The following is a 26841-nucleotide window of genomic DNA, read 5'->3' as shown; positions in this document are numbered from 1 at the left end:
CGACACCTTCGACGCTGTGCACGGAGGCCAACAGCTTCGCCTGTTCAATGCCCACCATGACGAGTACGGCTTCCAGCCGATCGTCGTGTTCGATGGTGCGGGACGGTTCGTCAGCGCGATCCTGCGACCGGCCAAGCGGCCGAGTGGGGCTGAGATCCGCCCCCACCTGCGCCGTCTGGTGCGGGCGATCCGGATCAACTGGCCGAACATTCGAATCCTGCTCCGCGGCGATAGCCATTATTGCAACCCGCAGGTCATCGACCGGTGCCGCGCCAACGACGTCGACTTCATCTTTGGCCTCGCGCCCACCACGACCCTGCGCAAGCATGTTGCGGATCTGGAGGCCAGGACGACGGCGCGCTTCGAAGCATCGGCCAAGACAGGCAAGGTCCGCAGGTTCAAGGAGTTCGTTGACGGCGCCGCTAGTTGGAGCCGCGTCGAGCGCATCATCGCGCGGGTCGAGGTCGGCGCCCAAGGTGGCGATATCCGCTTCGTCGTCACCAACCTTGCCGGTGGGAAGGCCAAGGCGCTCTACGAGGATGTCTACTGCCGGCGCGGCGCGGCCGAGAACCACATCAAGTCGTGGAAGACGCATCTCGCCGCCGACCGAACGTCCTGCACAAGAGCGACGGCCAACCAGTTCCGGCTATTCCTGCATGCCGGTGCTTACTGGTTGATGTGGGGCTTGCGGGCCGCGATGCCGAGGCGCTCGAGCTTTGCCGTCGCCCAATTCGACACGCTGCGATTGCGCCTCATCAAAATCGCTGCGCGGGTGGTCGAGATGAAATCGCAAATCCGCCTGCACCTGCCGACATCGTGCCCCGACCAGCGCATCCTGCGCATCGTCCTCGATCGCATCCCCCAACTCGCGACATAACGATGGGGGCAGACGCCCCGAAACGAACCCGTCGACCGCAACCTGCAAACCCCCGCCTGCCATCACGACGGAGCAATCCCGGCGCCTGACGAGGCGCGTGGAAAAGCACCGCAACGGCGACCACAACGTCGCTTCAGGCCGTCAAAAGCTTATCGCCGTGCATCAAGGCGGCTAGAAGCGCGCCGGCAGCCTGGCGGGGGGCTTGGGGTTAGACTGCCGGCGCACGCCACTCATGAAGAGCGGCCCCTTTTTGCGGTTCCGACACCAATAGTCAACCCGGCAGCGTCTGGATGCCCGCTGTGCTCTTTTCAGAGCGGCTCGCGATGCCGGCCATGTCGGCCGATCCTGCCTAGGATGGGGGGCCACTCTCGTCGGCCGAGTTGATGCTCCAGCCAATATCGCCTTGCCGACCAGCATGGGTTCGCCGTTAGCAATCCATCCTCGCGAGCCGATGCTATCGTGCACGTGTCGCAGCACTCCGGGCGGCTATATCGCCTAAGACAGCATGACGAAGCGTTCCAACTTCCTGTTCGGCGAGCCCGTGTGCAGTTCCTGACTCGGACAGTGGACGAGAATTCTCTTGGCGGTACTGCGCCAGAAGGCATTCGCGTCCAACGGAATCAAGCGACGACTATCAGCCGCAAACGTCACATCACAAGAACGGTCTTCCACCCATTGCAGATTATCCGACTGATCAGGCGGCGTCCGATATGTCCGACTCTGCCTCAAGAATTCCCACAGGTATGGACAGCGATCTCGCTATCCGATTCCGATAGCCCTTATTGTACTTTAGACCCCGCTCGATGTTTTGGATTTCCTGAGCGGCAAGCCCGCACGCGACCGCGAGGTCCTCGATTGAATACCCAAGGTGCTCACGATAAGCGCGGATGATGTGGGTCCCCTGCGACATAGCCGTCAAGACTGGCTCGGGAATGCGCGAATCCTTCATAAACATCTCCAAGAAGATGGGAGCGCCTGACAAATCGGGAGATTTCCTCCCCGACCCTGGCGCACACCCAGCAAATCAAAAAATGGACGTCCATTCGGCCGGACCGGCCTCATCCATGGAATGGGCCACTTGAAATTGGCAGCCGGGTCGGAATATGGCGGCTCACCTGCTACTGATCAAGTTCTAAGAACCTGCCCGCCATGAGATGGCCTGATCGGCTGTAGCGCATTCGACCTGCGATCCTACACGACTCATTCTCCCCGATGGCTTTCTTGAACAGCAACTCGAACTCTCACTGACGCCTCCAGTGGCTATTCGCGGCACCGTCCACCCAGCCTCGCGGACGCTGATACCTTCGACCAATTTCCACCGCCGATGCAGCGAAGATGGACAAGCATCGCCACCTATAAAGGTTCACAATCATTCGACCGTGACCGATTTTGCGAGATTGCGCGGCTGGTCTACATCTGTGCCCATGAAGAGCGCCGTGTGGTAGGCAAGAAGCTGTATCGGCAGCGAGAAGATCATCGGCGCGATAATCTCGTCGACAGCCGGCAGCACGAGCGTGTGCATGGTGTCGATTTTCGATGCGGCTGCCCCTTTTTCATCGGTGATGAGGATAATCCGCCCTCCACGGGCAGCCACTTCCTGCATGTTGGAGACGGTCTTGTCGAAAAAGCGATCATGGGGCGCGATGACGATCACTGGCATGTTGTCGTCTATCAATGCGATCGGACCGTGCTTCAATTCACCCGCCGCATAGCCCTCGGCATGGATGTAGGAAATCTCCTTGAGCTTCAGCGCACCTTCCATCGCTAGCGGGAAACTGGTGCCACGGCCGAGATACAGGACGTCACGACACTTTGACAGTTCGCGCGACAGGAACTCGATCTCCGGCTGGATGCTGTTGAGTACCTGGCCCATGACGCGCGGCACTTCGGCGAGGCTCCTGACGAGCGCCTGCAGCTCGTCTTCGGTTACGGTCCCGCGGGCTCTGGCGGCGCCGATGGCGAGTGCGGCTAGAACGGCAAGCTGGCAGGTAAACGCCTTGGTGGAGGCGACGCCGATCTCCGGTCCGGCAAGGATCGGGAAGACCGCATCGGCCTCCCGAGCGATGGTCGATTCGCAGGCATTGACGATAGCGCCAATTTTCAGCCCACGCTCCTTGCAGTACCTCAACGATGCGAGCGTATCGGCGGTTTCGCCGGACTGCGAAATGAAAAGAGCCGCCGACTGCGGCGACAACGGGATCTCGCGGTAACGGAATTCGGACGCAACGTCGATTTCAACCGTCAGGCGCGCATAGCGCTCGAACCAGTATTTTCCGATCAGTCCGGCGAGATAGGCGGTCCCGCAGGCCGAGATCGCCAAGCTCGGGATCCTGGCGAAATCGATGCCAGAAACCATGTCGGCGCGATTCTCTATGATGTTGCTATAGTGACGGAGAGCATGGGCGATGACTTCGGGCTGCTCGTAGATTTCCTTCTCCATGAAGTGGCGATGATTGCCCTTGCTGGCCAGATCGGCCGCGGCCGTGGAGGTATGGCGCGGACGCTCGACGGGATGGCCGTCGAAATCGAAGATATGGGCGCCCGAATTGCCGACAATGGCCCAGTCGCCCTCGATGAGATAGGTAATTTCATTGGTGAAGGGAGCAAGCGCGATCGCGTCGGAGCCCAGGAACATCTCGCCGTCGCCGTGACCGATCGCCAGCGGTGGTCCGTTGCGCGCCGCCATGATGGTCGAGGGATCATCTTCGAAGAGGACGGCAAGCGCATAGGCGCCCCTGACGCGTTTCAGCATGGCACGCATCGCCTCTTGCCGCCTCATGCCCTCCCGGCGGTGTCTTGCCAAGAGATGCGCGATGACCTCGGTGTCGGTGTCGGTCTGGAACTCGGCGCCAGCCGCCGCCAATTCGTCCTTCAGCTCGGTGAAATTCTCGATGATGCCGTTATGGACGACGGCGACACCGTCGGCAAAGTGCGGGTGCGCATTGCGTTCCGTCGAGGCCCCATGGGTTGCCCAACGCGTGTGGCCGATGCCGATGTTCCCGCTCAGCGGCTCTTCCTTCAGTCTCCTCTCGAGATTGACGAGCTTGCCCTCGGCGCGCCGGCGGTGCAAGGCACCTTCGGTGATCGTCGCAACGCCGGCGGAATCATAGCCGCGATATTCCAAACGCTTCAATGCGTCGACCAACCGATCCGACACCGGCTGTTGCCCAACGATGCCAACAATCCCGCACATGTTCGTCTTCCCATTCTTGCCGGCAGCTTCAGCCTACGCGAGACGGATACCCATCCGGCCGCTTTCATTGGGGGATCTTCTAGTAGTATTGGGTAATATTGGTATAATTGATTGTAGGGATAGCTATCATCCACCCCATGGATAAGCCGCGTTTGGGGCCCTGATCTAACTTCTTCGTTGCGCCTGACGTCCTCATGACCGAACGCAAGCCCACACCCGCGGCACGAAGGAACAATCGGCCATGCGCGATCATCCCGGCCACGCACCTGACCACGAACCGCCGCCGCTCGTGGTCACGCGGTGATCGGCATGATCACACAGCACTGTAGTTAGGCAGCATCAGCGACGCATGGTCGGCATCATCATCATCGGCAACGTCGGCGCCGTCGGCATGGTTCACGTGTTCGTCACGTTGATCATAATCATCGTCGCCGCCGATCTAGTTTCTGATTGCCTGCCGCTTTGACGCGGCTTTCGCCGGTAGAGCTTAGCCCGCGATGGCCTATCAATACGCTGTTAGTCGGCATGGCCGAAACCGAGAGTCAGGCGGCGCAGGCCACAGAGCACGTTCAGCGACCGTTTCAGTCAGCGCCGGCTTTGTCGGGGTTCGTAACGGTCATCAGGATTCTCGGGGCATGAATGCACTATCACGAAAACGTTGGTTCTCAGTGCTTGGTCCGTATTACTCAAACCCGATTCCCGCAGCGGAAGAGGCGCGTGTCACGTCTTGTACAAGGCACAATAGCAGTGAGAAATGGAGATTGATGCCTGCGCGTTTTCGAATAAGACAATCACCAAGCTGTCACCCGAATTACATCAGGAACTGTCTATAGCCGCCGCCCATCAGGTAGCGGCCACGTTGGATGGCGCGACGCACCTGATCGCGAAGATGGCTACCTGGATGAGACCAATCTTCTTCGACACGGCGTCTCCCGAACAGGGCAATGGCGATCTCCTGATGAGATGCTCCCGCAAGCGAGCCATCCAAAGCCTGGAGCACGATACGCAGACGCGCTCCGCGGGGTTCCGGCGGAAAGCAAGCAGCTGCCAGGCGGCCGCAACCATTGATGTCGTTCAGGAACTGAAGGGCAGCGACATGGAACTTCAGGTGCTGCGGCTGCACGATCGCGTCGACATATAGCCGCAACGGGCGGAGAACGGATGCACCGGAAAGGGCGATCTGCAGACTCCGGCAGTCCTCCCTCAGCAGCACGTGCTGCACGCCGGCAGGTGTCAGCAGGATGTCCTTGCAGCATGAGAGCGAAGGGAGATCAAGCGGTTCAAAATCGTGGTCGAGCCCAACCGGCTCCGCGGCCGCTCGTAGAATACGGGCGCAGTCGCGCGGATCCCAAAAGACCCTTGCCGACGTAGCGTCCGACTGTGGCGCGTCCGCGAAAAAGGAGGCTCCATTGGCTTAGGAAAGATGATCCTGTCGTCAACTCGATTATCTTCATGTCGGCCTGGGCTCCGACAATGTAGGCGGACGGTGCCATTTTGGCGTGGTCGCGCTGAAATTGTGGATTGCGCCGAAGAAACTCCCAGGCCCAGGCAGTGCGTGGCAATCGTCTGGCGTAGTGGTAAGCTTCGTGACGACGCCAGTCCGGCCAGCATACAAGACCGACCGTCGCTTCCTTGGGCAGACCAGCATCCTTCACGGCTCAGGTGTCCACAATGGCGCTATGCCGACGGGCCTAGAACCGGTTGCCACAGTACCGGTCCGCTCAGACGTCCCCTGCTGCGGATGCGCAAAAGGCTCGCGCGGGAAATCTCGAGAAACCCGGCCACCGCCTCCGTTTTGCCGACGGACTTGGGTTGTCCGATGCGCGACAATGGCCACGTCGCGAGGCGAAGGATCCGTTCCATGCGCGTGTCCGTCACCGTTACTATCCGGGTCAGATCCTTGGCCAAGCCGAACTCGATCATGCCCGCGAAGAGCTCGTAGGTTGCCTGGGCCAGTCCGCCCGCTGCCTTGGGCGCCGACGGAGGAAGATCGAGCGCGAAACGACTGCTCTCCCATATGTCGGAGGTCGAGGGCACGACGTCAGCACCCAGCAGCACCGGGAACGTGTCGCGCAACATTGTGGGTCCGGTGCTGGGCAAAAGACGCACGCAACCGCGAATTCGCCAGTCGGATCCCTTGAGGAGCAGATAGACAGGCTTCAGACCATCAAACGGGTCTGTTTCCATCTGGTCTTCGGTATCAACTTCCCAATCGAGCCTTTCCTTGAACACCCGAAACCTGAGCCCGTGCATCTCTTTGAGCTCGCTTGCGAACTCGTCGTAAAGGTCTGGTGTTATCAGCTGCATCATGGTCGCCTCCGTGCGGGATGTGTTCCCGCCATCGAAGGGCAAAGCCGGCAGCGATGCAGCCTGTAGAGGTTTACAGCTATCGTGGCCGACGAATCAGGATCTCGCCTGGCCGGAGGCAGCCAGTCGTGCAACGGCCTGGTTGATCGTTCGAACGCCAAGCTTTGCCTTGGCGTTTTCCAGATGAAAGGTCACGGTGCGCTTTGAGACGCCGAGAAGCTGGCTGATAACCCAAGCCGACTTGCCGCGCGCCGCCCATTTCAGGCACTCGAACTCCCGCGGGGTGAGCGTTACACCATCCACCACGCGATCGTCGGCGAGCCTGCGCCGGGCATGGATATGAAAGTTGATGGCCACCAGCTGCAATGCTTTTTCGTAACGTGTCAGTGACCGCAACAGAGGCGGACGGGACTCGTCGGAAGCAAAGGTCAGGGCAGCAAACCGGCCGCGATGATCATGCATGGACATCGTCAGGCCGCCGCGGATGCCAAACTCAGCCGCACTCTCCAGAATTTGTTGCTGCGAATTCGGCAGACAGTGCCGAGCGCGATCCACCCCCCAATCGAAGGTATCCCAGCCTTGCAGCCCGCGCAGGATGACCGGATCAAGACTGTGGTATCGCTGTTGCAGATAACGTGATGTCCAGGATGAAGGATAGTTTGAGATCAATTGCGGGGCGTCGCCGGAGGCCGACGGGTAAGTGAAATAGGCGAATAGCGGAAAATCGAAGCCGGCTGCAGCGGATGCCATTGCCTCACGGAGATCGGCAGCATCAACACTTGCAGACAGTTGCTCGACGAAGTTCTCAAACACGCGATGCATTTGCGCTTTGCGTAACCTCCGTGATCGCTCGATGCCAGGCAGAGACCTTGTTTTAAACGATCCCGGACGGATACAGCGCGTGCCGAGAACCCCGTTAATCTGTTGAAACCCGTGATATTCTGACGTTGTCTATGAGCCGTGTGCCGCCGAGCCAGGCCGCCACAAGCAAGCGTGCAGGTCGGTCAAGGCTTGTCATGGGTCGCAGATCTGTTTCGTCGCGAAGTTCCAGGTATTCGACCTCGCGATAGCCCGCAGCCAGAATTGCTGCGCGCGCTTCGGCAAGCGTTGGCAGGACGGGCGAGTCGCGGGCAAGCCGCTCAGCCGTCTCGAGCAAGACCGATGATAGCTCGGGGGCAACAGCACGCTCTGCTGGCGAGAGCCGGACATTGCGCGATGATAGTGCAAGACCGTCGGCTTCGCGGACTGTCGGACAAGGAACAATGGTGATTGGAATATCCAGGTCCCGGGCCATACGCCTGACTAGCTGAAGCTGCTGAAAGTCCTTTTCGCCAAAGAAGCCGAAGTCAGCGCTGGTCTGCAGGAAGAGCTTGGCGACGACGGTCGCCACGCCATCAAAATGTCCCGGCCGGAAGGCACCGCACAGGCCCTCGCTGACACCGGACACCGAAACGGTCGTGGCGAAGGCCGCCGGATACATTTCCTCTGCATCCGGCGCATAAAGCAGGTGCGCGCCAAGCGGTGCCAGCTTGGCGGCATCCTCGTCCTCGGTGCTCGGATACGCGGCGAGATCGGCCTGGCTGTTGAATTGCTTCGGGTTGACGAAGAGCGTCACGATCACCCGGTCGGCCTTCTCGAGTGCCGCGCGCACCAGGCTGAGATGGCCCTCATGCAGGACGCCCATCGTTGGCACCACGGCAATCCTCACGCTCTCGCGGCGCCATGCGGCGACAATTTCGCGAAGCTGGGCAACGCTCCTGACAATCGGCACGCTCACGCTGCTTCTCCGCTCTTGGTGGCGTCCGCGTCGGCGGGCTTGCGCGCATCGGCAAACACGTGCTCGGCGGCCGGAAACTGGCGCTCCTTCACTTCCCGCGCATAGGCCGCGATCGCAGCCGCAGCGGCCTCCCCCATTTCAGCATAGCGCTTGACGAATTTGGGCCGGAAGTCGCCGAAGAGGCCCAGCATGTCGTCGACGACGAGAATCTGGCCGTCACAGGCTGCCGAGGCACCGATGCCAATGGTCGGGGTCGCCACCTCCCCGGTGATCCGGCGGGCGAGCGCCTCGGGAACCTTCTCCAGCACGACCGCAAAGGCGCCCGCTTCGCTCACCGCAAGCGCGTCGCGCCTGATGCGCTCGGCATCCCCGCCTCTGCCCTGCACGCGGTAGCCACCGATGGTGTTGATCGCCTGCGGCGTCAAGCCAACATGGGCCATGACCGGCACGCCGCGCGCGGCGAGGAAGCCGATCGTCTCTGCCATCGTTTCGCCGCCTTCGAGCTTGACGGCCGCGCAGCCGGTCTCAGCCATGACGCGCGCGGCATTGTGGAAAGCCTGCTCGGGGCTTTCCTCGAAGGAACCGAACGGCAGGTCGACGACCATCAGCGCCTGCTCGAGGCCACGGCGCACGGCCTGGCCGTGCGTGATCATCATCTCCAGCGTCACACCGAGCGTCGAGGGCAGGCCGTGGAGAACCATGCCGACGCTGTCGCCGACCAGCACCACATCGCAATGGGGATCGACAAGCCGGGCGACTGGCGTCGTGTAGGCGGTAAGGCAGACGAGCGGCGTCCCACCTTTGCGCGAACGAATATCCGGCGGTGTGATCGCCTTGGTATCACCAAACGCACTCAATGGACCCTCCTTCCCCAACGTTACCAACCGCGGGTGTCGCGTTTGCCACATTTTTGTGCAAGTGCGAAGAGCTAAAAATGGCCGTGCAGCTGTGCGGTGTTGACGTGCGGACAGGCGCGCTTACACTTAAATCGATTCAGGCGCCCCCGAGCTGGCCAACCACTTTCGCGAACATGGACGATCAGGCAAAAGGACCCAGGAAAGACAGAGCCGCCGTCAAGGCCGACGAAGTCAAAGTGGACCTGATCGCCTTTGTCGTCGCCGTAAACGACAGTGAACCCTGTGTCCTCACCATCGGCCAGGCGGACACCCTTCCCTCCGGACCATTTGCGCTTGAGCACCGATCGCTGCAATCCGGTTTGAGGGGGTGGGTCGAGCAGCAGACCGGCCATCCGCTGGGGTATATTGAGCAACTCTACACCTTCGCGGATCGGGATCGCATCGGCGCCGAGCGCCAGCAGCGCGTCATCTCCATCAGCTATCTCGCATTGACCCGCAAGGAACAGGCAGCTGGCTCGCCCAAGTGCGGCTGGCAGAGCTGGTATGAATATTTTCCATGGGAGGACCACCGCTCCGGCACGCCTCCGGTCGTGCTGGACGTTCTGCGACCGCGCCTGATTGAATGGGCAGACGGCGTCAGCGACGCGGCCACGCGACGTGAACGCTGGCAGCGGGCGACGATAGCCTTCGGCTTCGACGACCGCCTTTGGAACGAGGAACTCACGCTTCAACGCTATGAGTTAGTCTACGAAGCAGGCCTGGTCCAAGAGGCCGGAAGCGGACGGGACGCGACGCTGCCTCCGCTGGTGCCCAGCAAGTCTATGGTCGCCGATCATCGCCGCATCGTGGCGACCGGCATTGCGCGGCTGCGCTCCAAGATCAAATACCGGCCGGTCGTATTTGAGCTGATGCCGCCGGTCTTCACGCTTTTGCAGCTGCAGCGAACCGTGGAGGCGCTTGCCGGCAGGCTCGTGCGTAAGCCGAACTTTCGCCGGCTGATCGAGCAGCAGGAGCTGGTCGAAGAGACCGGAGAGGCAACCGCGGAGACCGGCGGCCGGCCAGCGAAGCTTTACCGGTTCCGCCACGCCGTTCTCGACGAGAGGGTCATCGCCGGGACAAAATTGCCGCTGGCGCGGGGTTGACATCGCTTATACTCACAGCAAGTATATGCTGGTTATTTTCACCTAGAGTATAAGCTGGAGGGGTCGATGAGCGCCGTGCTGCCTGCGACCGCGTTTCTCTACGAGCGCGTCCGACGAGTGATCCCGCCGATCGAATGGCCGGCTTTCGTCGAGGATATCGAGGCGATCCTTGCACTGAAGCGCGAGCGCAACGCCATCATCCTGGCGCACAACTATCAGACCCCCGAGATCTTCCATTGCGTGGCCGACATCGTCGGCGACAGCTTGGCACTGGCCCGCACGGCTGCGACGATCGAGGCGCAAGTCATCGTGCTGGCCGGCGTACATTTCATGGCCGAAACGGCCAAGCTGCTCAATCCGCAAAAGACGGTGCTCATTCCCGACCTGCGGGCAGGCTGTTCGTTGGCGGAATCGATCACGGCAGAAGACGTGCGCTTGATGCGCCAGCGTTATCCCGGCGTGCCGATCATCACTTATGTCAACACGTCGGCCGAAGTGAAAGCCGAGTCGGATATCTGCTGTACATCCGGCAACGCCAAGGCGGTCGTCCAATCCCTTGGCGTTCCCCAGGTGATCATGTTGCCGGACGAATATCTGGCCCAGAATATCGCCGCCCAGACCGATGTGCAGATCATCGCCTGGAAAGGGCATTGCGAGGTGCATGAGCGCTTTACACCGGCCGACATCCGCGAGTTGCGCGAAAGCCATCCCGGCGTGATCGTGCTCGCGCATCCCGAATGCCCGCCCGACGTCGTGGCTGAAGCAGATTTTTCCGGCTCGACCGCTGCCATGTCCGACTATGTCGAAAGGCAAAGGCCGGCACGTGTCGTGCTGATGACGGAATGTTCGATGAGCGACAACGTCGCGTTAGCGCACCCAGAGGTCGAGTTCATCCGGCCCTGCAATTTGTGCCCGCACATGAAGCGGATCACGCTTGCCAACATCCGCATGGCGCTCGAGCAGAACCACCATATCGTAACCATCGAACCCGGGATCGCCGGGCGCGCGCGGCTTGCGGTCGAACGGATGCTGGCAATTTGAGCGCCGATGTCCGCAGCATCTTCGGGCGGCCCATCATCATCGGCGGCGGCATCGCCGGACTGATGACCGCGCTTCAACTGGCGCCGGAGCCGGTGCTGCTTCTGTCCAGGACGCTGCTGGGAGCTGACAATTCGAGCACGTGGGCACAGGGTGGTCTGGCTGCAAGTTTCGGCGAAGACGACGATCCGGCACTGCACCTGGCCGATACGCTTGCCGCCGGGGATGGTCTCTGCGACAGAGACGTGGCGAGCCGCATCCTCCAAGCCGCGCCCAAGGCGATAGAGGGGCTTGCGGGCTTTGGGGTTCCCTTCGACCGTACGCCGAAAGGATCACTGTGCCTCGGATTGGAGGCCGCACACAGCCGACGTCGCATCGTTCATGCGCATGGTGACGGCACCGGGCGTGAGATCATGCGTGCCCTGATCGCGGCTGTGCGTTCCACTCCCTCGATTGTTGTCGTGGAGGGCGTGGAAGCGCGCCGGCTGGCGGTGCGAGAGAATGCGATCCGAGGCGTCTGGGCGAGCGGTTCGATAGGACCTGTCTTCTTCGGCTCACGGCGGGTCGTCCTCGCCACCGGTGGGATCGGGGGACTGTTTCTCGACACCACGAATCCTTCGGGCAGTTGTGGACAGGGCCTGGCGCTTGCGGCCCGCGCTGGAGCTGTCCTTGCCGACCTCGAGTTCATCCAGTTCCACCCGACCGCGCTTGACGGCCCGGAACGCCCTATGGTGCTGCTCAGCGAGGCCGTCCGCGGCGAAGGTGCTGCCCTGATCGACGAAACCGGCCAAGCTTTTCTCCAGAGCGTACCAGGGGCGGAACTCGCGCCTCGTGATGTCTTGGCGCGCGCCGTCTGGAACCATCTTGCCAACGGCCACCGTGTTTTTCTCGACGCGCGGCAACGGCCTGGCCCGGAATTTGCTCGACACTTCCCGACAATCGCATCAGCCTGTCGTGGAGCCGGCATCAATCCCGCGCGCGATCTCATCCCCATTCGTCCGGCCCAACACTACCACATGGGTGGCGTTGCCGTGGACGGCTCCGGTAGGACCTCCGTCAAGGGGCTGTGGGCCTGCGGCGAAGTCGCTTCGACAGGACTGCATGGCGCCAACAGGCTCGCCAGCAATTCCTTGACCGAGGCCGTCGTGTGCGCGCGCTGGGTCGCTGAAAGTGTCGCCGGAACGCCTGCTCGCAGAACAAAGCCTGCGTTTGCGGACGTTTACCCATCGCCCGCGCCGGCACCCGTGCGTGTTTTCCTGTCGCGCGCACTCGGCATCGTCCGGGATGGTGAAGGTTTGAAAGCAGCCGCATATGCCTTGTTGCCGCTCGCCGAAAGCAAGGACGCGGCCTCGGATCCGGCGGCTGTCGGGCTAATGATCGCGGTTGCCGCCCTGTTGCGCGAAGAAAGCCGCGGCGCTCATTACCGGACAGACTTTCCTCATCATGCGACTGTCGCCCGACGGTCCGAAATCACCCTCGAAGCCGCCTTGGCCGCTGCGCGGGAACTCGGACACTCGCCAAGCCTCGAAGGGGCAAAGTGATGACGCTCTCACCGCTTCCCACGGTCATGCTTGAGCCGCTTGTAAGGGCAGCTCTTCTTGAAGACCTTGGCAGAGCCGGCGACTTGACCACGGAGGCCATCGTGCCGAAGGCACACCAAGCGGGAACCGTGCTGGCGGCGCGCCAGTCCGGAGTTGTCGCCGGCCTCGATCTGGCGATGCTCGCTTTCCGCTTGATTGATCCTGATGTCGAAATTTCGGTGGAGCGGGCAGACGGCTGCAATGTCATGGATGGAGAGGTCATTGCATCAGTGGTTGGCCCTGCCCGGGCCATTCTCACAGCCGAACGGACGGCACTCAATTTTTTGTGCCATCTGAGCGGCATCGCTACAGCAACGGCATCGATCGTCGCTGCGGTTCGTGGATATGGCGCGAAGATCGTCTGCACGCGCAAGACGACGCCCGGATTGCGGGCAGTCGAAAAATACGCCGTGCGCGCAGGTGGCGGATCCAATCACCGCTTCGGCCTCGACGACGCAATTCTGATCAAGGACAACCACATCGCCATCGCAGGCGGCGTTCGCCCGGCGCTCGAGCGAGCACGAAGACGGGCCGGTCATCTCGTCAAGATCGAAGTCGAGGTCGATACGCTGGCCCAGTTGGAGGAGGTACTTGGCTTCGCTCCCGATGCGGTTCTGCTCGACAACATGTCCCTCGCCGATCTTCGCCGCGCCGTCGCAATCGTTGGCGGCCGTGCTATCACCGAGGCTTCTGGCGGGATCGCATCCGATACAGCGCGAGCGATTGCCGCGACCGGCGTTGATCTGATTTCAGTCGGCCGACTGACCCACAGCGCGCCGATCCTGGATATCGGCCTCGACTATTGGGGCTCATGATTGCCTGAGGAACGGACAGGATCGAATCAACTGTCCTTTCCGATCGTCATCAATCAGACAGCAAAGCAAGGCAGAACCGGAGGAACAGCATGGACATGCAAACAGCCAGTCCAACGCAGATATCGCCACAGGCTCAATCCCCTGACCCTGGAGCGTGGACCCTGGAGAAGGCTCGGGCACTTCACGATGCCCCCTTCAACAATCTCCTCTTCCTCGCGCAAACCGTGCACCGCCAGAATTTCGATCCCAACAAGGTCCAGCTCAGCCGGCTTCTCAGCATCAAGACAGGCGGATGTCCGGAGGATTGTGGCTATTGCAGCCAGTCGGCGCAGCACGAAACCGGTCTGAAGGCGTCGAAGCTGATGGAGGTCCGGCGCGTCATCGCCGAGGCGAAGAAAGCGCGTGACGCCGGCGCCACCCGCTATTGCATGGGTGCGGCCTGGCGAAACCCCAAAGCGCGCGACATGGATGCGGTAGTGGCCATGGTCGAAGGCGTCAAGGCGCTCGGCATGGAGACCTGCATGACGCTCGGCATGCTCGATCTTGAGCAGGCAGCTCGACTGAAACAGGCGGGCCTCGACTACTACAACCACAACATCGATACGTCGGAACGCTACTACAGCGAGATCATCAGCACGCGGAGCTTTGCCGAGCGGCTCGAGACGCTCGAGCACGTTCGCCAATCCGGCATCAAGGTCTGCTGCGGCGGCATTGTCGGCATGGGCGAGGAGCCGGTGGACCGGATCGGCATGCTGGTGACGCTGGCCAACCTGCCGGAACATCCGCAAAGCGTTCCGATCAACATGCTGATCCCGATCGCCGGCACCCCGCTTGCCGACGCCAAGCCCATCGAGCCGATCGAATTCGTGCGCGTGATCGCGCTGGCGCGCATCATGATGCCGAAATCGCATATCCGTCTTTCCGCCGGCCGCACCGCCATGACCGACGAGATGCAGGCGCTGTGCTTTTTTGCCGGCGCCAACTCGATCTTCGTCGGCGACACGCTGCTGACGGCGGACAATCCCGGTGAGGACAAGGATACCCTGCTGTTCCGGCGCCTTGGCATCGAGCCGATGGAACTCGAGGCGCAATGAACGGGGCACCGCTTGCCCGCTATGAGGCGACCTTGCAGGGACTGGCGCGCAAGGACCGGCTGCGGACGCTGAAGCCGCGCGCCGGGCGCGACTTCTCGTCGAACGACTATCTCGGGCTTGCCGCCTCCAAAAGACTTGGCGAAGCGGTTGCGGCGGCGATTGCGCGGGGCACGTCGGTTGGCGCCACCGGGTCGCGGCTGTTGCGCGGCAATGCACCGGAACACGAGCAGCTCGAGGCAGACGCGGCGGCATTCTTTGGAGCCGACCGCGCGCTGTTCTTCGGCAGCGGCTACATCGCCAACTTCGCTTTGCTGACTGCGCTGCCGCAGAAGGGCGACCTTTTGGTCCTCGATGAGCTCGCCCATGCCAGCATGCATGAGGGGGCACAGGCCGGACGTGCCGAGTTCAAGCTGGCCGCGCACAACGACGTCGATGCTGTCGAGGACGCGATCAAGCGTTGGCGCGCCGAAGGCGGCATGGGATGCGTCTGGATTGCGGTGGAAAGCCTATACAGCATGGATGGCGACTGCGCGCCTTTGGAGAGCCTGGCCGCGCTTGCCTATCGGCACAACGCATTCATCGTCATTGACGAGGCGCACGCGACCGGCGTCTGGGGACCGGACGGCCGGGGGCTGGCCGCCGCTTTCGAGGGCCGCGACAACATCGTCGCGCTCCACACCTGCGGCAAGGCGCTCGGCGCATCTGGTGGGCTCGTGACCGGGCCGAGGACACTGTGCGAGTATCTGATCAACCGTTGCCGGCCATTCATCTACGCCACCGCGCCCTCGCCGCTGATGGCGGTCGCGGCGCGCGAAGCGCTCGCAATGCTCGCCGACGAGCCTATGCGGCGTTTTCAGCTGCATGAACGCGTCGCCCTCGCAGGCCGCCAATTGGTCGATCGCTGCGGCGTGATACCAAGTGGCTCTCAGATCCAGCCTTTGGTGATCGGCGATGTCAGGCGCACCATGGCAGTGGCGGCGCGCCTGCAGGCCCGCGGCTTCGACATACGCGGCATTCGTCCGCCGACCGTGCCCGAGGGCACGTCGCGGCTGCGCATCTCACTGACGCTCAATATCGGCGAAGCCGACATTTCCGCCATGGTCGAGGCGCTCGTCGAGGTGTTGGCTCAGACATGACCGGAGGCGACATGACCAAGCGCATCGTCATCACCGGAACAGACACCGGAATTGGCAAGACGGTGTTTTCGGCCGGGCTTGCCAGCCTGCTTGACGGTTTCTACTGGAAGCCGGTGCAATCGGGCCTCGACGGCGAGACCGACAGCGAGGCGGTTGCACGGCTTGCGGGGCTTCCGTCGGGGCGCGTGCTGCCGGAAGCCTACCGCTTGAAGAGCCCGCTTTCGCCGCATCGTTCGGCCGAAATCGAGGACGTTTCGATCGAGGCTGCCGATCTTTCATTTCCGGTCCTGCCGACACCGCTCATCATCGAAGGTGCTGGCGGGCTGATGGTGCCGCTCAGCCGACAGACAAGGTTCATTGACATATTCGAGCGATGGCAGCTGCCGGTCATTCTGTGCGCCCGCACCGCGCTCGGCACAATCAACCACACCCTGCTGTCGATCGAGGCCCTGCGGGCACGCTCCATCCCGCTGATCGGCGTCGCCTTCATCGGCGACGAAGCGGCCGACACGCAAAGGACAATCGCGGAATTCGCCGATGTGCCACAGCTCGGCAGGCTGCCGCACCTTGATCCGCTGACGGGCAAAACGCTGCGGGAAGCGATGATTGCCGGCTTCGATCTCGCCCTGATTGCCGGAGGCGAATGATGCCGCAATCCCGTGTGTGGCATCCCTTCACCCAGCACGCGCTCGAGCCGGCGATCCCTGAAATCGTCCTGACAGAGGGAGCCTATCTCCACGCGGCCGACGGCTCCCGCATCTTGGACGCGATTTCCTCCTGGTGGGTCGTCACCCATGGCCATCGCCATCCCCGCATCATGAAGGCCATCGAGACGACCGCGTCGAGCCTTGACCAGATCATCTTCGCAGGCTTCACGCACGAGCCGGCCGAACAGTTGGCCAGGGCGCTTGTCAGTCTCACTCCTTCCGGACTCGACTGGGTGTTCTATTCCGACAGCGGCTCGACCTCCGTCGAAGTCGCGCTGAAGATGGCGCTCGGCTATTTCCGCAACATCGGCGCGCCGCGTTCGCGCATCATCGTCATGGAGCATAGCTATCATGGCGACACCATCGGCACGATGAGCGTCGGCGCCCGCGGCGTGTTTAACGCCGCCTACGAACCCTTGCTGTTCGAGGTCGACACCATTCCCTTCCCGACCGCCGGGCGCGAGCAGGAAACACTGGATCGGTTCGAGGCCGTCAGCCGCGACCAGCGCGCCGCCGCCCTGATTGTCGAGCCGCTGGTGCTTGGCGCCGGCGGCATGCTGATGTATCCGGCCTGGGTTGTCACCGAATTGAAGAAGATCGCCGAGACCTCCGGCACGCTGCTGATCGCCGATGAGGTGATGACCGGCTGGGGCCGCACCGGGAGCATGTTCGCCTGCGAGCAGGCATCGATTTCTCCAGATATCCTGTGCACCTCCAAAGGCTTGACCGGCGGCACCATCCCGCTGGCGGCCACGCTTGCCACCGATGCGATCTTCCAGGCTCATTATTCAGCGGATCGCAAGAAGACGTTTTTCCACTCGAGTTCCTACACGGCCAATCCGATTGCCTGCGCGGCAGCACTCGCCAATGTCGAGATCTGGCGTGACGAGCCGGTGGCCGAGCGGATCGCGGCCTTGAGCGAGAGACAGGCCGCCGGGTTTCGACGCTTTCGCGACAATGCCAACTTCACCGACAGCCGCGCGATCGGCACGATCCTGGCTCTCGACCTGCGCGCCGGCTCTGCCGGCTATCTGGCCGAGATCGGACCTAAGCTGCGGGCCTTTTTCCTCGAGCGCGGCCTGCTTGTGCGCCCGCTCGGCAATGTCCTTTATCTCCTGCCGCCCTATTGCATCACCGGCGAGGAACTGGACGGGCTCTATGACGCCATCGAGGAGGCCGGCGAACGCTTCGGTTCGAAGCCATGACCAGGTCGTCGCGCATTCTCGGGTTTGGCCATCATGCGCCTGGGCGCAAAGTGGAGAATGCCGAGATCGAGAACAATCTCGGGCTCGAACCTGGCTGGATCGAGCGGCGCACCGGAATTCGCTCGCGATTCTGGGCAACGGATGAAGATACGCTGTCTGGTCTTGCCACGCAGGCTGGCGACATGGCGCTGGCGAACGCCGGCATTGCGCGCCACGACATCGGTCTGCTGCTGCTTGCCACCTCGACGCCCGATCACCTCCTGCCGCCCAGCGCGCCCCTGGTCGCACATCGGCTGGGGCTCGGCCGCGCCGGCGCTGTCGATCTGACCGGCGCCTGCGCCGGCTTCATCTATGCGCTGATGTTTGCGGACGGATTTACCCGCCTGCACGGCAAAGCGAGCCTTGTTATCGCCGCCAATATCCTCAGCCGCCGCATCAATCCCTCTGAGCGCGCCAGCGCCGTGCTGTTTGCCGATGCCGCCGGCGCCGTCGTGATCGGTCCGTGCGAGGATACTGGTCGGGGGATTCTCGGTGCCTCCGTGGATTCGGACGGCTCGCGATACGGCCTGATCCAGATTCCCGCAGGAGGAAGCAACATCCCGTTCCACGGTGACCTCGACCTCGCGCAAACCCGAATGACGATGACCGACGGCCGCGAAGTGTTCGCAAAGGCCGTCGAGATGATGACCGATTGCTCGATAAGCGCGCTAGCCGCTGCCGGAGTGCGACCACAGGATGTCGACCGGTTCGTGCCGCATCAGGCCAATGCTCGCATTTTCGATGCTGTCGGGAGTAACCTCGGCATAGCGGATCAAGCAATTGTCAAGACGATTGCCGAATACGGCAACTCTTCGGCCGCGACGATCCCGCTCTCACTGTCGCTCGCCAATCAAGCGGAGCCGTTTCGGCCGGGCAAGAAAATACTCCTGGCGGCGGCAGGTGCGGGACTCAGCGGCGGGGCGCTCGTCGTCGGGATTTAGCCCAGCGAAGCTGCTCAACATCAGGACTGACTTTGTGAGATGAATAGGACAACGGGACCAATGCGAAAAATAGTCGCCGGCAAGCTGCACGGCATCCACGTCACCGAAGCAAACCTCAACTACCACGGTTCGATAACGCTCGACCCTGACCACTGCGAAGAAGCCGGGATCCTGCCAATGGATTCGTGGAGACATGGAGCAAGACTTCCGGCGCGCGAATCTCGACCTATGTCATCCTCGGCGAGCGCGGCTCTCGATGCTGCATCCTCAACGGCGCGGCCGCCCGGACCTGCCAGCCCACTCCATCCATCTGGACGAAGCGCGCATTCCTCTCTGAAGCCGCGGATCGTTACGTTCGTCATCAACAATGTCGTTGGCTTCTCGCCGATGGCAATGCGCTGACGCGGACGGCGTTGACGACTACATCGGCAGGGGCGCTTCAGCAGAACTTTCGCCGGTTGATTGAGCAGCAGGAACTGGTGGAGGAGACCGGCGAAAGTGCTTTTGACACCGGGGGTCGGCCGGCGAAGCTTTATCGCTTCCGCCACCATGTCCTCGACGAAACGGCGGTCGCCCGGACAAAATTGCCGCTGGCGCGGGCTTGACATCCTTTATACTCAACGTAGAAATATACCCTTATAATCAATTCGATTATAACGAGAAATTCATTCGCACCGTCCGAACCCACGGTCTCGCTCGGGAAGCCCGTATGAGTGGATCGAAGTGATCTTGGAAATGAAACGCCCGAGGACGGGCTTTCAACCTTTGTCGTGAAGGAGGTGCCGCGCGAGTGGGCCAATGCCTTGCGGCAACGGTGAAGGATGTATACCGCCAGTAAACGCATGCGTCAAAGTCGCCATCGAATGTACAGTTCGTCTAAATGTGCGATACGTTCGATTTGTGCAAGTAACACTTGGAGAAGTGTCGCATAAAAGAAACGTTTTAATTACATAAAGCAGGCAAGCTAAACTTTAAACTTGCACAAATGAGCGTAGGGCGCCCTGTTTCAGGGCGCCTTTTTTAAGGATTATCATTAGACTCTCTCCCGGGGGGAACTGTGGGTGAAGAAACAACGCATCGTCCTGCTGGCAGCTGTTTTGGCGTCTGCCTTTGGCTTTTTTTTGCTGATCCTGATCCTGCAGATGGTCAGTTTTTTGGTTGACTAGGCACGCGCAAGCGGGATGGATCGCGCAGAGACACGCGGAAGTTTTTTCGCCAGCGAAACCCCGACGACCTGATGGGGAGTCGCGCCGGCAGGGTGGGAGCCACGTCCAGTGCCACCGACCATGCGAGATGCCGATTGTTGGCGCGTCTGTCAGTTCGCGCGGCCATATTCATTCTGGTGCCGATCTGTTGCCTTTTCTGCTTTCCCATGCGTTTTAGGCCGAGCCAATTTGTGAAGCGGGCGGTCAATGGATCTGCGCCTCGCGATTGCCTGCCGTTGCCTTTTGATCTGGGCGGCATAATCCGAGAGCGAACGCTGCAACCGCGGTTCGAATTGCGCGAAGTTGAACCGGACTTCATCCGCCGTCAGGAACTGGTGGGTTGCGCCGGGAAAGCCGGCGACCATCACAAGGTCGCCTTCCTTGACGCCTGCACAGGCCATGGGTAGCCAACTCTTCGGCCGGTAAGGCACATTGTCGCGCGCATATGGCCGGGAGGAACCATCAGGAGCGACATAGGCGCGATAAAAGCCGAAGTCGCCTGTGTGGCGCGGCCACATCCAATTGTCCGTTTCGCCGCCGAAGTTACCGATGCCGAGCGCGGGCGCATAGACAAGGCGCACGTCCTCGATTTCGAGCTTCTGCTGGAGATAGTAGGAGGCGCCGCCATAATAGGCCCCTACGTCGCAGCGGCGATTGGGCTGTCCTTCACATGCGGCGATCAGGGCCTTGCGGTTCGTGGCGAGCCGCTCATAGCGGGCAAACCCATTCAGCTTGTCCGAGACGCCCTTGAGTATTTCGGCGGTCACATCCCGCATGTCCTCGATCACATGGATTCGGCTGCCTGGCGCCGCGGGCAATTCTTCACCCAGGGCTCTTCGCCAGAAAGCCGTCTGTGAGATAGTCCTGGCCCTCTTTGCTGTGGTATTGGATGGATTCGAACACGCAGTGATGATTGGTTGCGACCAGCCCTTGTGCACTGACGAACGAGGCGGAGCATCCGCCCAGTGATACGATCGCGTTGAGCGGGTCAGCGTCCAGACGGCCGCATGGCCGCGCCCACTTCCGCAGTCTGGCCCGGCATCCACATACCTTCGTCCGCCGACGTAGCCGTGACCGTCCAGAGCAAGGCGATGGCAGTTGCTTTGGCCAAACATTTCAAATTCGAGTTCATGCTGACTGTCGCTCTCATCTTGCCTCCTGTTCTCCGCAGATTGGATTGGTGACTATCGGGATGGCCGGAGTCCTGGCGCCCGCGCGGCGGCCAACACCGTAAACACCGAGTGGACCCGTTAACCGCAAGAGTCCTGATGGCGTTCACCTCTCATATTTGTCGCGCGCAACGTTTGCGGATCATCCGCTGCACCAATCGTGCCAAATGAATAAAGCCTTCAGTTACAAATGGTGAGCCGCCCCATCCATGTCCGATCTCCGACGTCTTTCACGTAAAGGGCTCGGTGCTTCCACGCTCGTTTGCTCTTCGCCCGTCCCTCTTCCGTCTTGACTAGCAGGAGCCTACGGCCTATCTCACTGCCGCGTTAGCACTCGCTTCTGGTGAGTGCTAACCACGCTCCGGCAACGGAGAACCGTTCAACATCCGCACCAGGGAAATCCAAAAATGGCAAAGTCGAATTTCCGGCCGCTGCATGACCGCGTGGTCGTTCGCCGCGTCGAGTCCGAAGCGAAGACCGCCGGCGGGATCATCATCCCCGATACGGCGAAGGAAAAGCCGCAGGAAGGCGAGATCATCGCCATCGGTTCCGGCGCCCGTGACGAGGTCGGCAAGCTCGTCCCGCTGGACGTCAAGGCCGGCGACCGCATCCTGTTCGGCAAGTGGTCGGGCACCGAAGTCAAGCTCAATGGCGAAGACCTTCTGATCATGAAGGAAGCGGACATCATGGGCGTCATCGGCTGACACGCCGCCGCCTTTCATCCGCACCATCCAATCTGAATTTCGGGCGAAATGCTCAGGAGTAAAAAATGGCTGCCAAAGACGTAAAATTCTCCCGTGACGCTCGTGAGCGCATGCTGCGCGGCGTCAACATCCTCGCCGACGCGGTGAAGGTCACGCTGGGCCCCAAGGGCCGCAACGTCGTCATCGACAAGTCGTTCGGCGCACCGCGCATCACCAAGGACGGCGTCACCGTCGCCAAGGAAATCGAGCTTGAGGACAAGTTCGAAAACATGGGCGCGCAGATGGTCCGCGAAGTTGCTTCGAAGACCAACGACATCGCCGGCGACGGCACCACCACCGCGACCGTTCTGGCACAGTCGATCGTCCAGGAAGGCCACAAGGCGGTTGCCGCCGGCATGAACCCGATGGACCTCAAGCGCGGCATCGACCTCGCCGTCGCCGACGTCGTCGCGACGCTGATCAAGAACGCCAAGAAGATCAAGACCTCGGAAGAGGTTGCCCAGGTCGGCACCATCGCCGGCAATGGCGATGTTTCGGTCGGCTCGATGATCGCGGAAGCGATGCAGAAGGTCGGCAATGAGGGCGTCATCACCGTCGAGGAAGCCAAGACCGCCGAGACCGAGCTTGAAGTCGTTGAAGGCATGCAGTTCGACCGCGGCTATCTCTCGCCCTACTTCGTCACCAACGCCGAGAAGATGGTTGCGGATCTGGAAGACGCCTACATCCTGCTCCACGAGAAGAAGCTCTCCAACCTGCAGGCCATGCTGCCGATCCTCGAGGCTGTCGTGCAGACCTCGAAGCCGCTGGTCATCATCTCGGAAGACGTCGAAGGCGAGGCCCTGGCCACGCTGGTCGTCAATAAGCTGCGTGGCGGCCTGAAGATCGCTGCCGTCAAGGCGCCGGGCTTCGGTGATCGCCGCAAGGCCATGCTGGAAGACATCGCCATTCTCACCGGTGGCCAGGTCATCTCCGAAGACCTCGGCATCAAGCTCGAGAATGTCGGCCTCAACATGCTCGGCCGCGCCAAGAAGGTGTCGATCTCCAAGGAGAACACCACCATCGTCGACGGCGCCGGCAAGAAGGAAGAAATCCAGGGCCGCGTCGCCCAGATCAAGCAGCAGATCGAGGAGACCACCTCGGACTACGACAAGGAGAAGCTGCAGGAACGTCTCGCCAAGCTGGCGGGCGGCGTTGCCGTCATCCGCGTCGGCGGTGCGACCGAGATCGAAGTCAAGGAAAAGAAGGACCGCGTCGATGACGCCCTCAACGCGACCCGCGCGGCCGTCGAAGAAGGCATCGTTCCCGGCGGCGGCGTCGCCCTGCTGCGCGCTTCGCTGGCCATCACCGTCACTGGCGCCAACTCCGACCAGACCGCCGGCATCAGCATCGTGCGTCGCGCGCTGCAGGCTCCGGCCCGTCAGATCGCGGCCAACGCCGGTGCGGAAGCATCGATCGTTGCCGGCAAGATCCTTGAGAACAAGGGCGCGACCTTCGGCTACAACGCCCAGACCGGCGAATATGGCGACATGATCGCCTTTGGTATCGTCGATCCGGTCAAGGTTGTGCGCACGGCTCTGCAGGACGCGGCCTCGGTCGCCGGCCTGCTGGTCACCACCGAAGCCATGATTGCGGAGGCTCCGAAGAAGGAGTCGGCTGGCGGCGGCATGCCGGCTGGTATGCCCGGCGGTGGCATGGGCGGCATGGGCGGTATGGATTTCTAATCCAGCCCCCTGTCAACCTACAGCGGAAAGGGCGGCAGCAATGCCGCCCTTTTTTGTGTGCCGAGCATGATCGACAGCTTTAGACGTGCAAGTCCTCTACCCAGCCTGATGGCGGCGAAGCGCAACGGCGTCGTCGTGAGACGGGGTCTGGCCGTGTCCTTTCGTTCAGCCGCTGGTCGAAACTCGTGCTGCCTTCCGCCGTGCCGTCGATCTTTACAGGGCTGAAGGCCTTGCCAACGGCTGGCAGACCCTGGTTGCGGTAGAACTCATCGCATCGTTCGAAAGGCTCCGATACCTGATCGCCTATGGTCGTCAGCTCTTTCAATTGGAACTCGTTCTTTCGGCCATGATCGTGGTCGGCCTGACCGGATTGGGACCCACGGCCTGCTCACGCTTGCCTAAAACCATCTGCAACGCTGGCGTCCGGAGACCCAGATGAGCCTGATCACGATTACAGGTCGGGATAGGCTGTCGCACGGCACTTCCATCGCACCGCCGCCCTTCCGCTTCATCGGCCGACATCTGCGGCCGCTTGCGGAGCCGATGGCGCTGCTCGCGATTTTGGGAGTTGCTCGCCCATGCCGGCGCTGCTGACCCACGTTTTCTACCGCGGCTGGAAGAGGTGGCGGCCGCGGCATGGCAGAGTTCAGCCGAGGTGGCCTTGGCTCCAATCTTCTGGCGAGCCTGGAACGTGACCTGATCGGTTTCGTGTGTGGCAGTGTGGCGGAAACGCGTTTGGTCTGGTGATCGGATTTTCCCGCCTCATCGAACGCCTGAGAGGCTCGTGGTCGCGGTTGTATTACCGCTATTACGTGACCTGATCACGTTGACGATGCCAGCACCTTCATTGGCCACTTTCTGGACCATGTACGTCACATCAGGCTCCCCCGCCCGATCGACACGAGCCGGCTCTGTAACCAAGCCGCCGTCATATAGCGGTTCCACGACGGCACTGGCGGCAGTCGTCTTCTCAGCGGCTACAGGTGGACGTTTCAGCATGACGCCAACGAATCCGATGGTGGCAAGGACAGGCAGACCAAGCACCGCGTAGAAGCTGTACTCCGCTGGAGTTCGCCTCGGAAGTGGAGCGACAAGGGCCTGATTTGTCTTGCCATGCCACATTGTCAGCACGCTTTTCGAAGCCTCTGAATTCCTTAGTGTCCATCCCAGCTCGACCTCCGACCATCCCCATTTCCGGCTGCCCGCGGCACGGCAGCCCTTGGCCTCTAGCTGCGCTCGAGCGGATCAGCGTGCCGTCTGCCTTCTCTAGCCGATCAAAATGTCTGCACCCATTTGGCAATGGCCGTTTCGCGCAAAAGTATTCCCCCGTGAGCCGACTTTCCGAATTGGCTTAACTTCCAAATCTGTGGCTTTGCCTGCATTGCGGAGCGCGGAGTTCCGACCACTCGCCCAAGGGTATGCCATGGCGTTTCGTCTCTTTGTTCCGATCCTTGCCGGTGCAACGCTGCGCGAGCGGCTGCTCGCCTGCATCGGGGCCATGATCGGCATCGCATTGACTGGCGTGATCAGTGCGCTGGCGAACGGGTCTGGCCCACATGTCGCACTGCTAGTTGCTCCAATGGGAGCATCGGCCGTGCTGCTCTTTGCCGTGCCTTCAAGCCCGCTGGCGCAACCTTGGTCGATTATCGGTGGCAATACGATTTCGGCGCTGGTCGGGGTGATCGTGGCGCATTTCGTGCGTGAACCCGTTCTTGCTACCGGCATTGCGGTGGCGCTGGCCATCGCCGCCATGTCGTTTACGCGCTGCCTGCATCCGCCGGGTGGCGCCGCCGCCTTAACTGCGGTGTTCGGCGGACCGGCCGTCTTCAGTTCCGGCTTGCTGTTTCCCTTCGTTCCGGTAGCGCTGAACTCGATCGTGCTGGTCGCACTCGGCTACGGCATCCATAAACTGTCGCGGCGCAACTATCCACATGTGGCGGCCCCCGCCCTTAAAAGCGCGCATGGAACCATCGATCCGCCGGCGCGGGAGCGGGTCGGCTTCCAGCCCGAGGATATCGATGCCGCGCTCGGCGCGCTGGAGGAAACCTTCGATATCGACCGCAACGATCTTGAGCGGCTGCTGCGGCAGGTCGAGTTGCAGGCGATGGTGCGCTCCCACCGCACCCTGCTGTGCGAGGACATCATGTCGCGCGATGTGATTTCGGTCGATGAACATGCGCCTGCCGACCAGGCGCGTCATTTGCTGCTCGATCACAACATCCGGACGCTGCCGGTGACCGACGCCGACGGCGGGCTGGTCGGTGTAGTTGGCCTGCGCGAGCTGACGAAGGCGACCGACGCGGTGAGGGCTGTGATGTCGAAGGCTGGCACCGCCTCTCCCGATACGCCGGCGATGAGCCTGCTGCCGGTCCTCACCGACGGCCGCAGCCATGCCGTGGTCATCGTCGATGCCGAGCGACGCATTATTGGGCTGATCACCCAGACCGACCTGCTGGCAGCGGCAGCGCGCGTGCACATGGCGGACACAACGCTGGCAGCGGCATAAAATAGTGATCCGGACTTGCTCAATCCGGGAACCCGATGGGGCGCCAATAGGATAGTGGTATTAAGTGCGGCCTTCCGCCTAAGACAATTCCTTTTTACGAGTAGATCAACCCTGAAACGCGACCGCGTGCTCAGGCATCTGGTTCACGTAGGCCAAGTACGACTGCAACAACGGAACACTCTTCAACCTTGCCGGTGGCCAGAGCCAGTCCGCTATGTCGACTAAAGGCGTGCGGACTACAAATGGAACCATCTGGTGGACGGCTCCTCTGCAACGATGGTAGCGCGGTTCGCATGTCCAAGGCTGGCTTGAAGCTCTACGTCGCGGGTTGAATGATCCTTGGCAAGGGTCGCGGCTCAGACGCCGAGGACGCGGTTCGCAATTCCATGCAGGTGGTCCTTTCCTTTGGTTCCTGCATTTCGCCTATGGTGAGGCGCGGCCGACTCCCCTCATGCATCACGCCGACGACCGCCGCTTCCTCGCCGCGCCAAGGGTTTGACTAGGCCGACGATAGACCATGCGATAAGCAATTCCGAAACGATGTGGCTTCCTTGCGCCAAGTCGGCTCTGTCGAACAGCGATGTCAACATGATCCTGAGTTCCGAGGGTTCGCCGCGCCTTCAATCCTATAACCTTGATGACGTTCCTGACTAGGAGGATGAGGCTGCTCCAACACGTCCACGGTGTTAGGAATTGCCATTGCACGAGTTGATCTCGGACTTCTTCGTCGCGCATCGCCAATTTCCAGCCCAATACCGCGCCTACGCTTGGTACCCCAACCACGCGGCCTATCGCCCTCATGCCCGCTTCGAGGACCCTCCAGGATCG

At 61.6% G+C, this 26841-nt stretch carries 24 protein-coding genes and 2 pseudogenes; 16 read left to right on the top strand and 10 right to left on the bottom strand.

The genetic code is table 11. The features are described from left to right. On the top strand, positions 1 to 877 hold an 877-nt coding region (locus tag NKI39_RS28780), incomplete at its 5' end, for an IS1380 family transposase (protein ID WP_352836089.1). A gap of 694 nt (positions 878 to 1571) precedes the next feature. Here NKI39_RS28780 and NKI39_RS28775 read toward each other — a convergent pair. From NKI39_RS28775 to panB, 8 genes are all read right to left on the bottom strand, one after another. After that, positions 1572 to 1787: a helix-turn-helix domain-containing protein gene (locus NKI39_RS28775; protein ID WP_352453550.1), complete on the bottom strand. Its 216-nt coding sequence runs from the start codon at positions 1785 to 1787 to the stop codon at positions 1572 to 1574. Positions 1788 to 2246: 459 nt separating this feature from the next. Beyond that, positions 2247 to 4070: a glutamine--fructose-6-phosphate transaminase (isomerizing) gene (glmS, locus tag NKI39_RS28770; RefSeq protein WP_352836087.1), complete on the bottom strand. Its 1824-nt coding sequence runs from the start codon at positions 4068 to 4070 to the stop codon at positions 2247 to 2249. Positions 4071 to 4881: 811 nt separating this feature from the next. Then, positions 4882 to 5193, bottom strand: coding sequence for a DUF2285 domain-containing protein (locus NKI39_RS28765; protein ID WP_245278728.1), 312 nt, complete (start codon positions 5191 to 5193; stop codon positions 4882 to 4884). Positions 5194 to 5350: 157 nt separating this feature from the next. Then, entirely contained in the window at positions 5351 to 5725 is a 375-nt protein-coding gene (locus NKI39_RS28760) for a transcriptional regulator domain-containing protein (protein ID WP_352836084.1), read from the bottom strand. Between the two features lie 22 nt (positions 5726 to 5747). Next, positions 5748 to 6380 (bottom strand): acyl-homoserine-lactone synthase, encoded by a 633-nt coding sequence (locus NKI39_RS28755; protein WP_352496585.1) that lies wholly within the window; start codon positions 6378 to 6380, stop codon positions 5748 to 5750. A 93-nt stretch (positions 6381 to 6473) separates the two neighbouring features. Next, entirely contained in the window at positions 6474 to 7199 is a 726-nt protein-coding gene (locus tag NKI39_RS28750; RefSeq protein ID WP_352836082.1) for a LuxR family transcriptional regulator, read from the bottom strand. Positions 7200 to 7293: 94 nt separating this feature from the next. Beyond that, positions 7294 to 8154 (bottom strand): pantoate--beta-alanine ligase, encoded by an 861-nt coding sequence (gene panC, locus NKI39_RS28745; protein WP_352836078.1) that lies wholly within the window; start codon positions 8152 to 8154, stop codon positions 7294 to 7296. Further along, positions 8151 to 9011, bottom strand: coding sequence for a 3-methyl-2-oxobutanoate hydroxymethyltransferase (panB, locus tag NKI39_RS28740; protein WP_352836076.1), 861 nt, complete (start codon positions 9009 to 9011; stop codon positions 8151 to 8153). The genes panC and panB overlap by 4 nt, the downstream gene beginning before the upstream one ends. A gap of 173 nt (positions 9012 to 9184) precedes the next feature. On the opposite strand from panB, the gene NKI39_RS28735 reads away from it, so the two are divergent. From NKI39_RS28735 to NKI39_RS34360, 11 genes and pseudogenes are all read left to right on the top strand, one after another. Then, positions 9185 to 10153, top strand: coding sequence for an NUDIX hydrolase (locus NKI39_RS28735; RefSeq protein ID WP_023722073.1), 969 nt, complete (start codon positions 9185 to 9187; stop codon positions 10151 to 10153). 66 nt (positions 10154 to 10219) lie between these two features. Further along, positions 10220 to 11194, top strand: coding sequence for a quinolinate synthase NadA (nadA, locus tag NKI39_RS28730; RefSeq protein ID WP_352610560.1), 975 nt, complete (start codon positions 10220 to 10222; stop codon positions 11192 to 11194). Further along, entirely contained in the window at positions 11191 to 12732 is a 1542-nt protein-coding gene (locus NKI39_RS28725) for an L-aspartate oxidase (protein WP_352836073.1), read from the top strand. Before nadA ends, NKI39_RS28725 begins: the two co-directional genes overlap by 4 nt. Further along, complete coding sequence (gene nadC, locus NKI39_RS28720; RefSeq protein ID WP_352458523.1) at positions 12732 to 13586, top strand: carboxylating nicotinate-nucleotide diphosphorylase; 855 nt, start codon at positions 12732 to 12734, stop codon at positions 13584 to 13586. Before NKI39_RS28725 ends, nadC begins: the two co-directional genes overlap by 1 nt. A gap of 95 nt (positions 13587 to 13681) precedes the next feature. Beyond that, entirely contained in the window at positions 13682 to 14680 is a 999-nt protein-coding gene (gene bioB / locus NKI39_RS28715) for a biotin synthase BioB (protein WP_352836097.1), read from the top strand. Then, the gene (locus NKI39_RS28710; RefSeq protein ID WP_352836070.1) at positions 14677 to 15816 is read left to right on the top strand and encodes an 8-amino-7-oxononanoate synthase; all 1140 of its coding nucleotides are present in this window, start codon (positions 14677 to 14679) and stop codon (positions 15814 to 15816) included. The genes bioB and NKI39_RS28710 overlap by 4 nt, the downstream gene beginning before the upstream one ends. 11 nt (positions 15817 to 15827) lie before the next feature. Further along, positions 15828 to 16463: a dethiobiotin synthase gene (gene bioD, locus NKI39_RS28705; RefSeq protein WP_352836067.1), complete on the top strand. Its 636-nt coding sequence runs from the start codon at positions 15828 to 15830 to the stop codon at positions 16461 to 16463. Beyond that, entirely contained in the window at positions 16463 to 17728 is a 1266-nt protein-coding gene (locus tag NKI39_RS28700; RefSeq protein ID WP_352836064.1) for an adenosylmethionine--8-amino-7-oxononanoate transaminase, read from the top strand. The genes bioD and NKI39_RS28700 overlap by 1 nt, the downstream gene beginning before the upstream one ends. Further along, entirely contained in the window at positions 17725 to 18708 is a 984-nt protein-coding gene (gene bioZ / locus NKI39_RS28695) for a 3-oxopimeloyl-[acyl-carrier-protein] synthase BioZ (protein WP_352836061.1), read from the top strand. Before NKI39_RS28700 ends, bioZ begins: the two co-directional genes overlap by 4 nt. Positions 18709 to 18768: 60 nt before the next feature. Then, positions 18769 to 19077 (top strand): annotated as a pseudogene (locus NKI39_RS28690) (aspartate 1-decarboxylase); the annotation flags it as partial. Between the two features lie 29 nt (positions 19078 to 19106). After that, positions 19107 to 19313 (top strand): annotated as a pseudogene (locus tag NKI39_RS34360) (NrtR DNA-binding winged helix domain-containing protein); the annotation flags it as partial. Positions 19314 to 20023: 710 nt separating this feature from the next. On the opposite strand, the gene NKI39_RS28685 reads toward NKI39_RS34360, so the two are convergent. Both NKI39_RS28685 and NKI39_RS28680 read right to left on the bottom strand, forming a co-directional pair. Next, on the bottom strand, positions 20024 to 20851 hold the full coding sequence (locus tag NKI39_RS28685; RefSeq protein ID WP_352836095.1) for a S46 family peptidase: 828 nt from the start codon (positions 20849 to 20851) through the stop codon (positions 20024 to 20026). After that, positions 20736 to 21011, bottom strand: a complete 276-nt coding sequence (locus tag NKI39_RS28680; protein ID WP_352836092.1) for a S46 family peptidase — start codon at positions 21009 to 21011, stop codon at positions 20736 to 20738. Before NKI39_RS28680 ends, NKI39_RS28685 begins: the two co-directional genes overlap by 116 nt. A gap of 478 nt (positions 21012 to 21489) precedes the next feature. Here NKI39_RS28680 and groES point away from each other — a divergent pair, with 478 nt between their 5' ends. The 4 genes from groES to NKI39_RS28660 all read left to right on the top strand — a co-directional run bounded on the left by groES (position 21490) and on the right by NKI39_RS28660 (position 26013). Then, on the top strand, positions 21490 to 21786 hold the full coding sequence (gene groES, locus NKI39_RS28675; protein ID WP_352453535.1) for a co-chaperone GroES: 297 nt from the start codon (positions 21490 to 21492) through the stop codon (positions 21784 to 21786). A gap of 65 nt (positions 21787 to 21851) precedes the next feature. Beyond that, positions 21852 to 23507: a chaperonin GroEL gene (gene groL, locus NKI39_RS28670; protein ID WP_352836058.1), complete on the top strand. Its 1656-nt coding sequence runs from the start codon at positions 21852 to 21854 to the stop codon at positions 23505 to 23507. Between the two features lie 435 nt (positions 23508 to 23942). Beyond that, entirely contained in the window at positions 23943 to 24101 is a 159-nt protein-coding gene (locus tag NKI39_RS28665) for a hypothetical protein (protein ID WP_352836056.1), read from the top strand. An 829-nt stretch (positions 24102 to 24930) separates the two neighbouring features. Then, on the top strand, positions 24931 to 26013 hold the full coding sequence (locus tag NKI39_RS28660) for an HPP family protein (protein WP_352452638.1): 1083 nt from the start codon (positions 24931 to 24933) through the stop codon (positions 26011 to 26013). The last annotated feature ends 828 nt before the right edge of the window (positions 26014 to 26841 follow it).

Source organism: Mesorhizobium sp. M0664 (genome assembly GCF_040320565.1).
Taxonomy (GTDB): domain Bacteria; phylum Pseudomonadota; class Alphaproteobacteria; order Rhizobiales; family Rhizobiaceae; genus Mesorhizobium.
The sequence above is the reverse complement of the archived record's forward strand: the minus strand, read 5'-3'. Positions and strand labels throughout refer to the sequence as shown.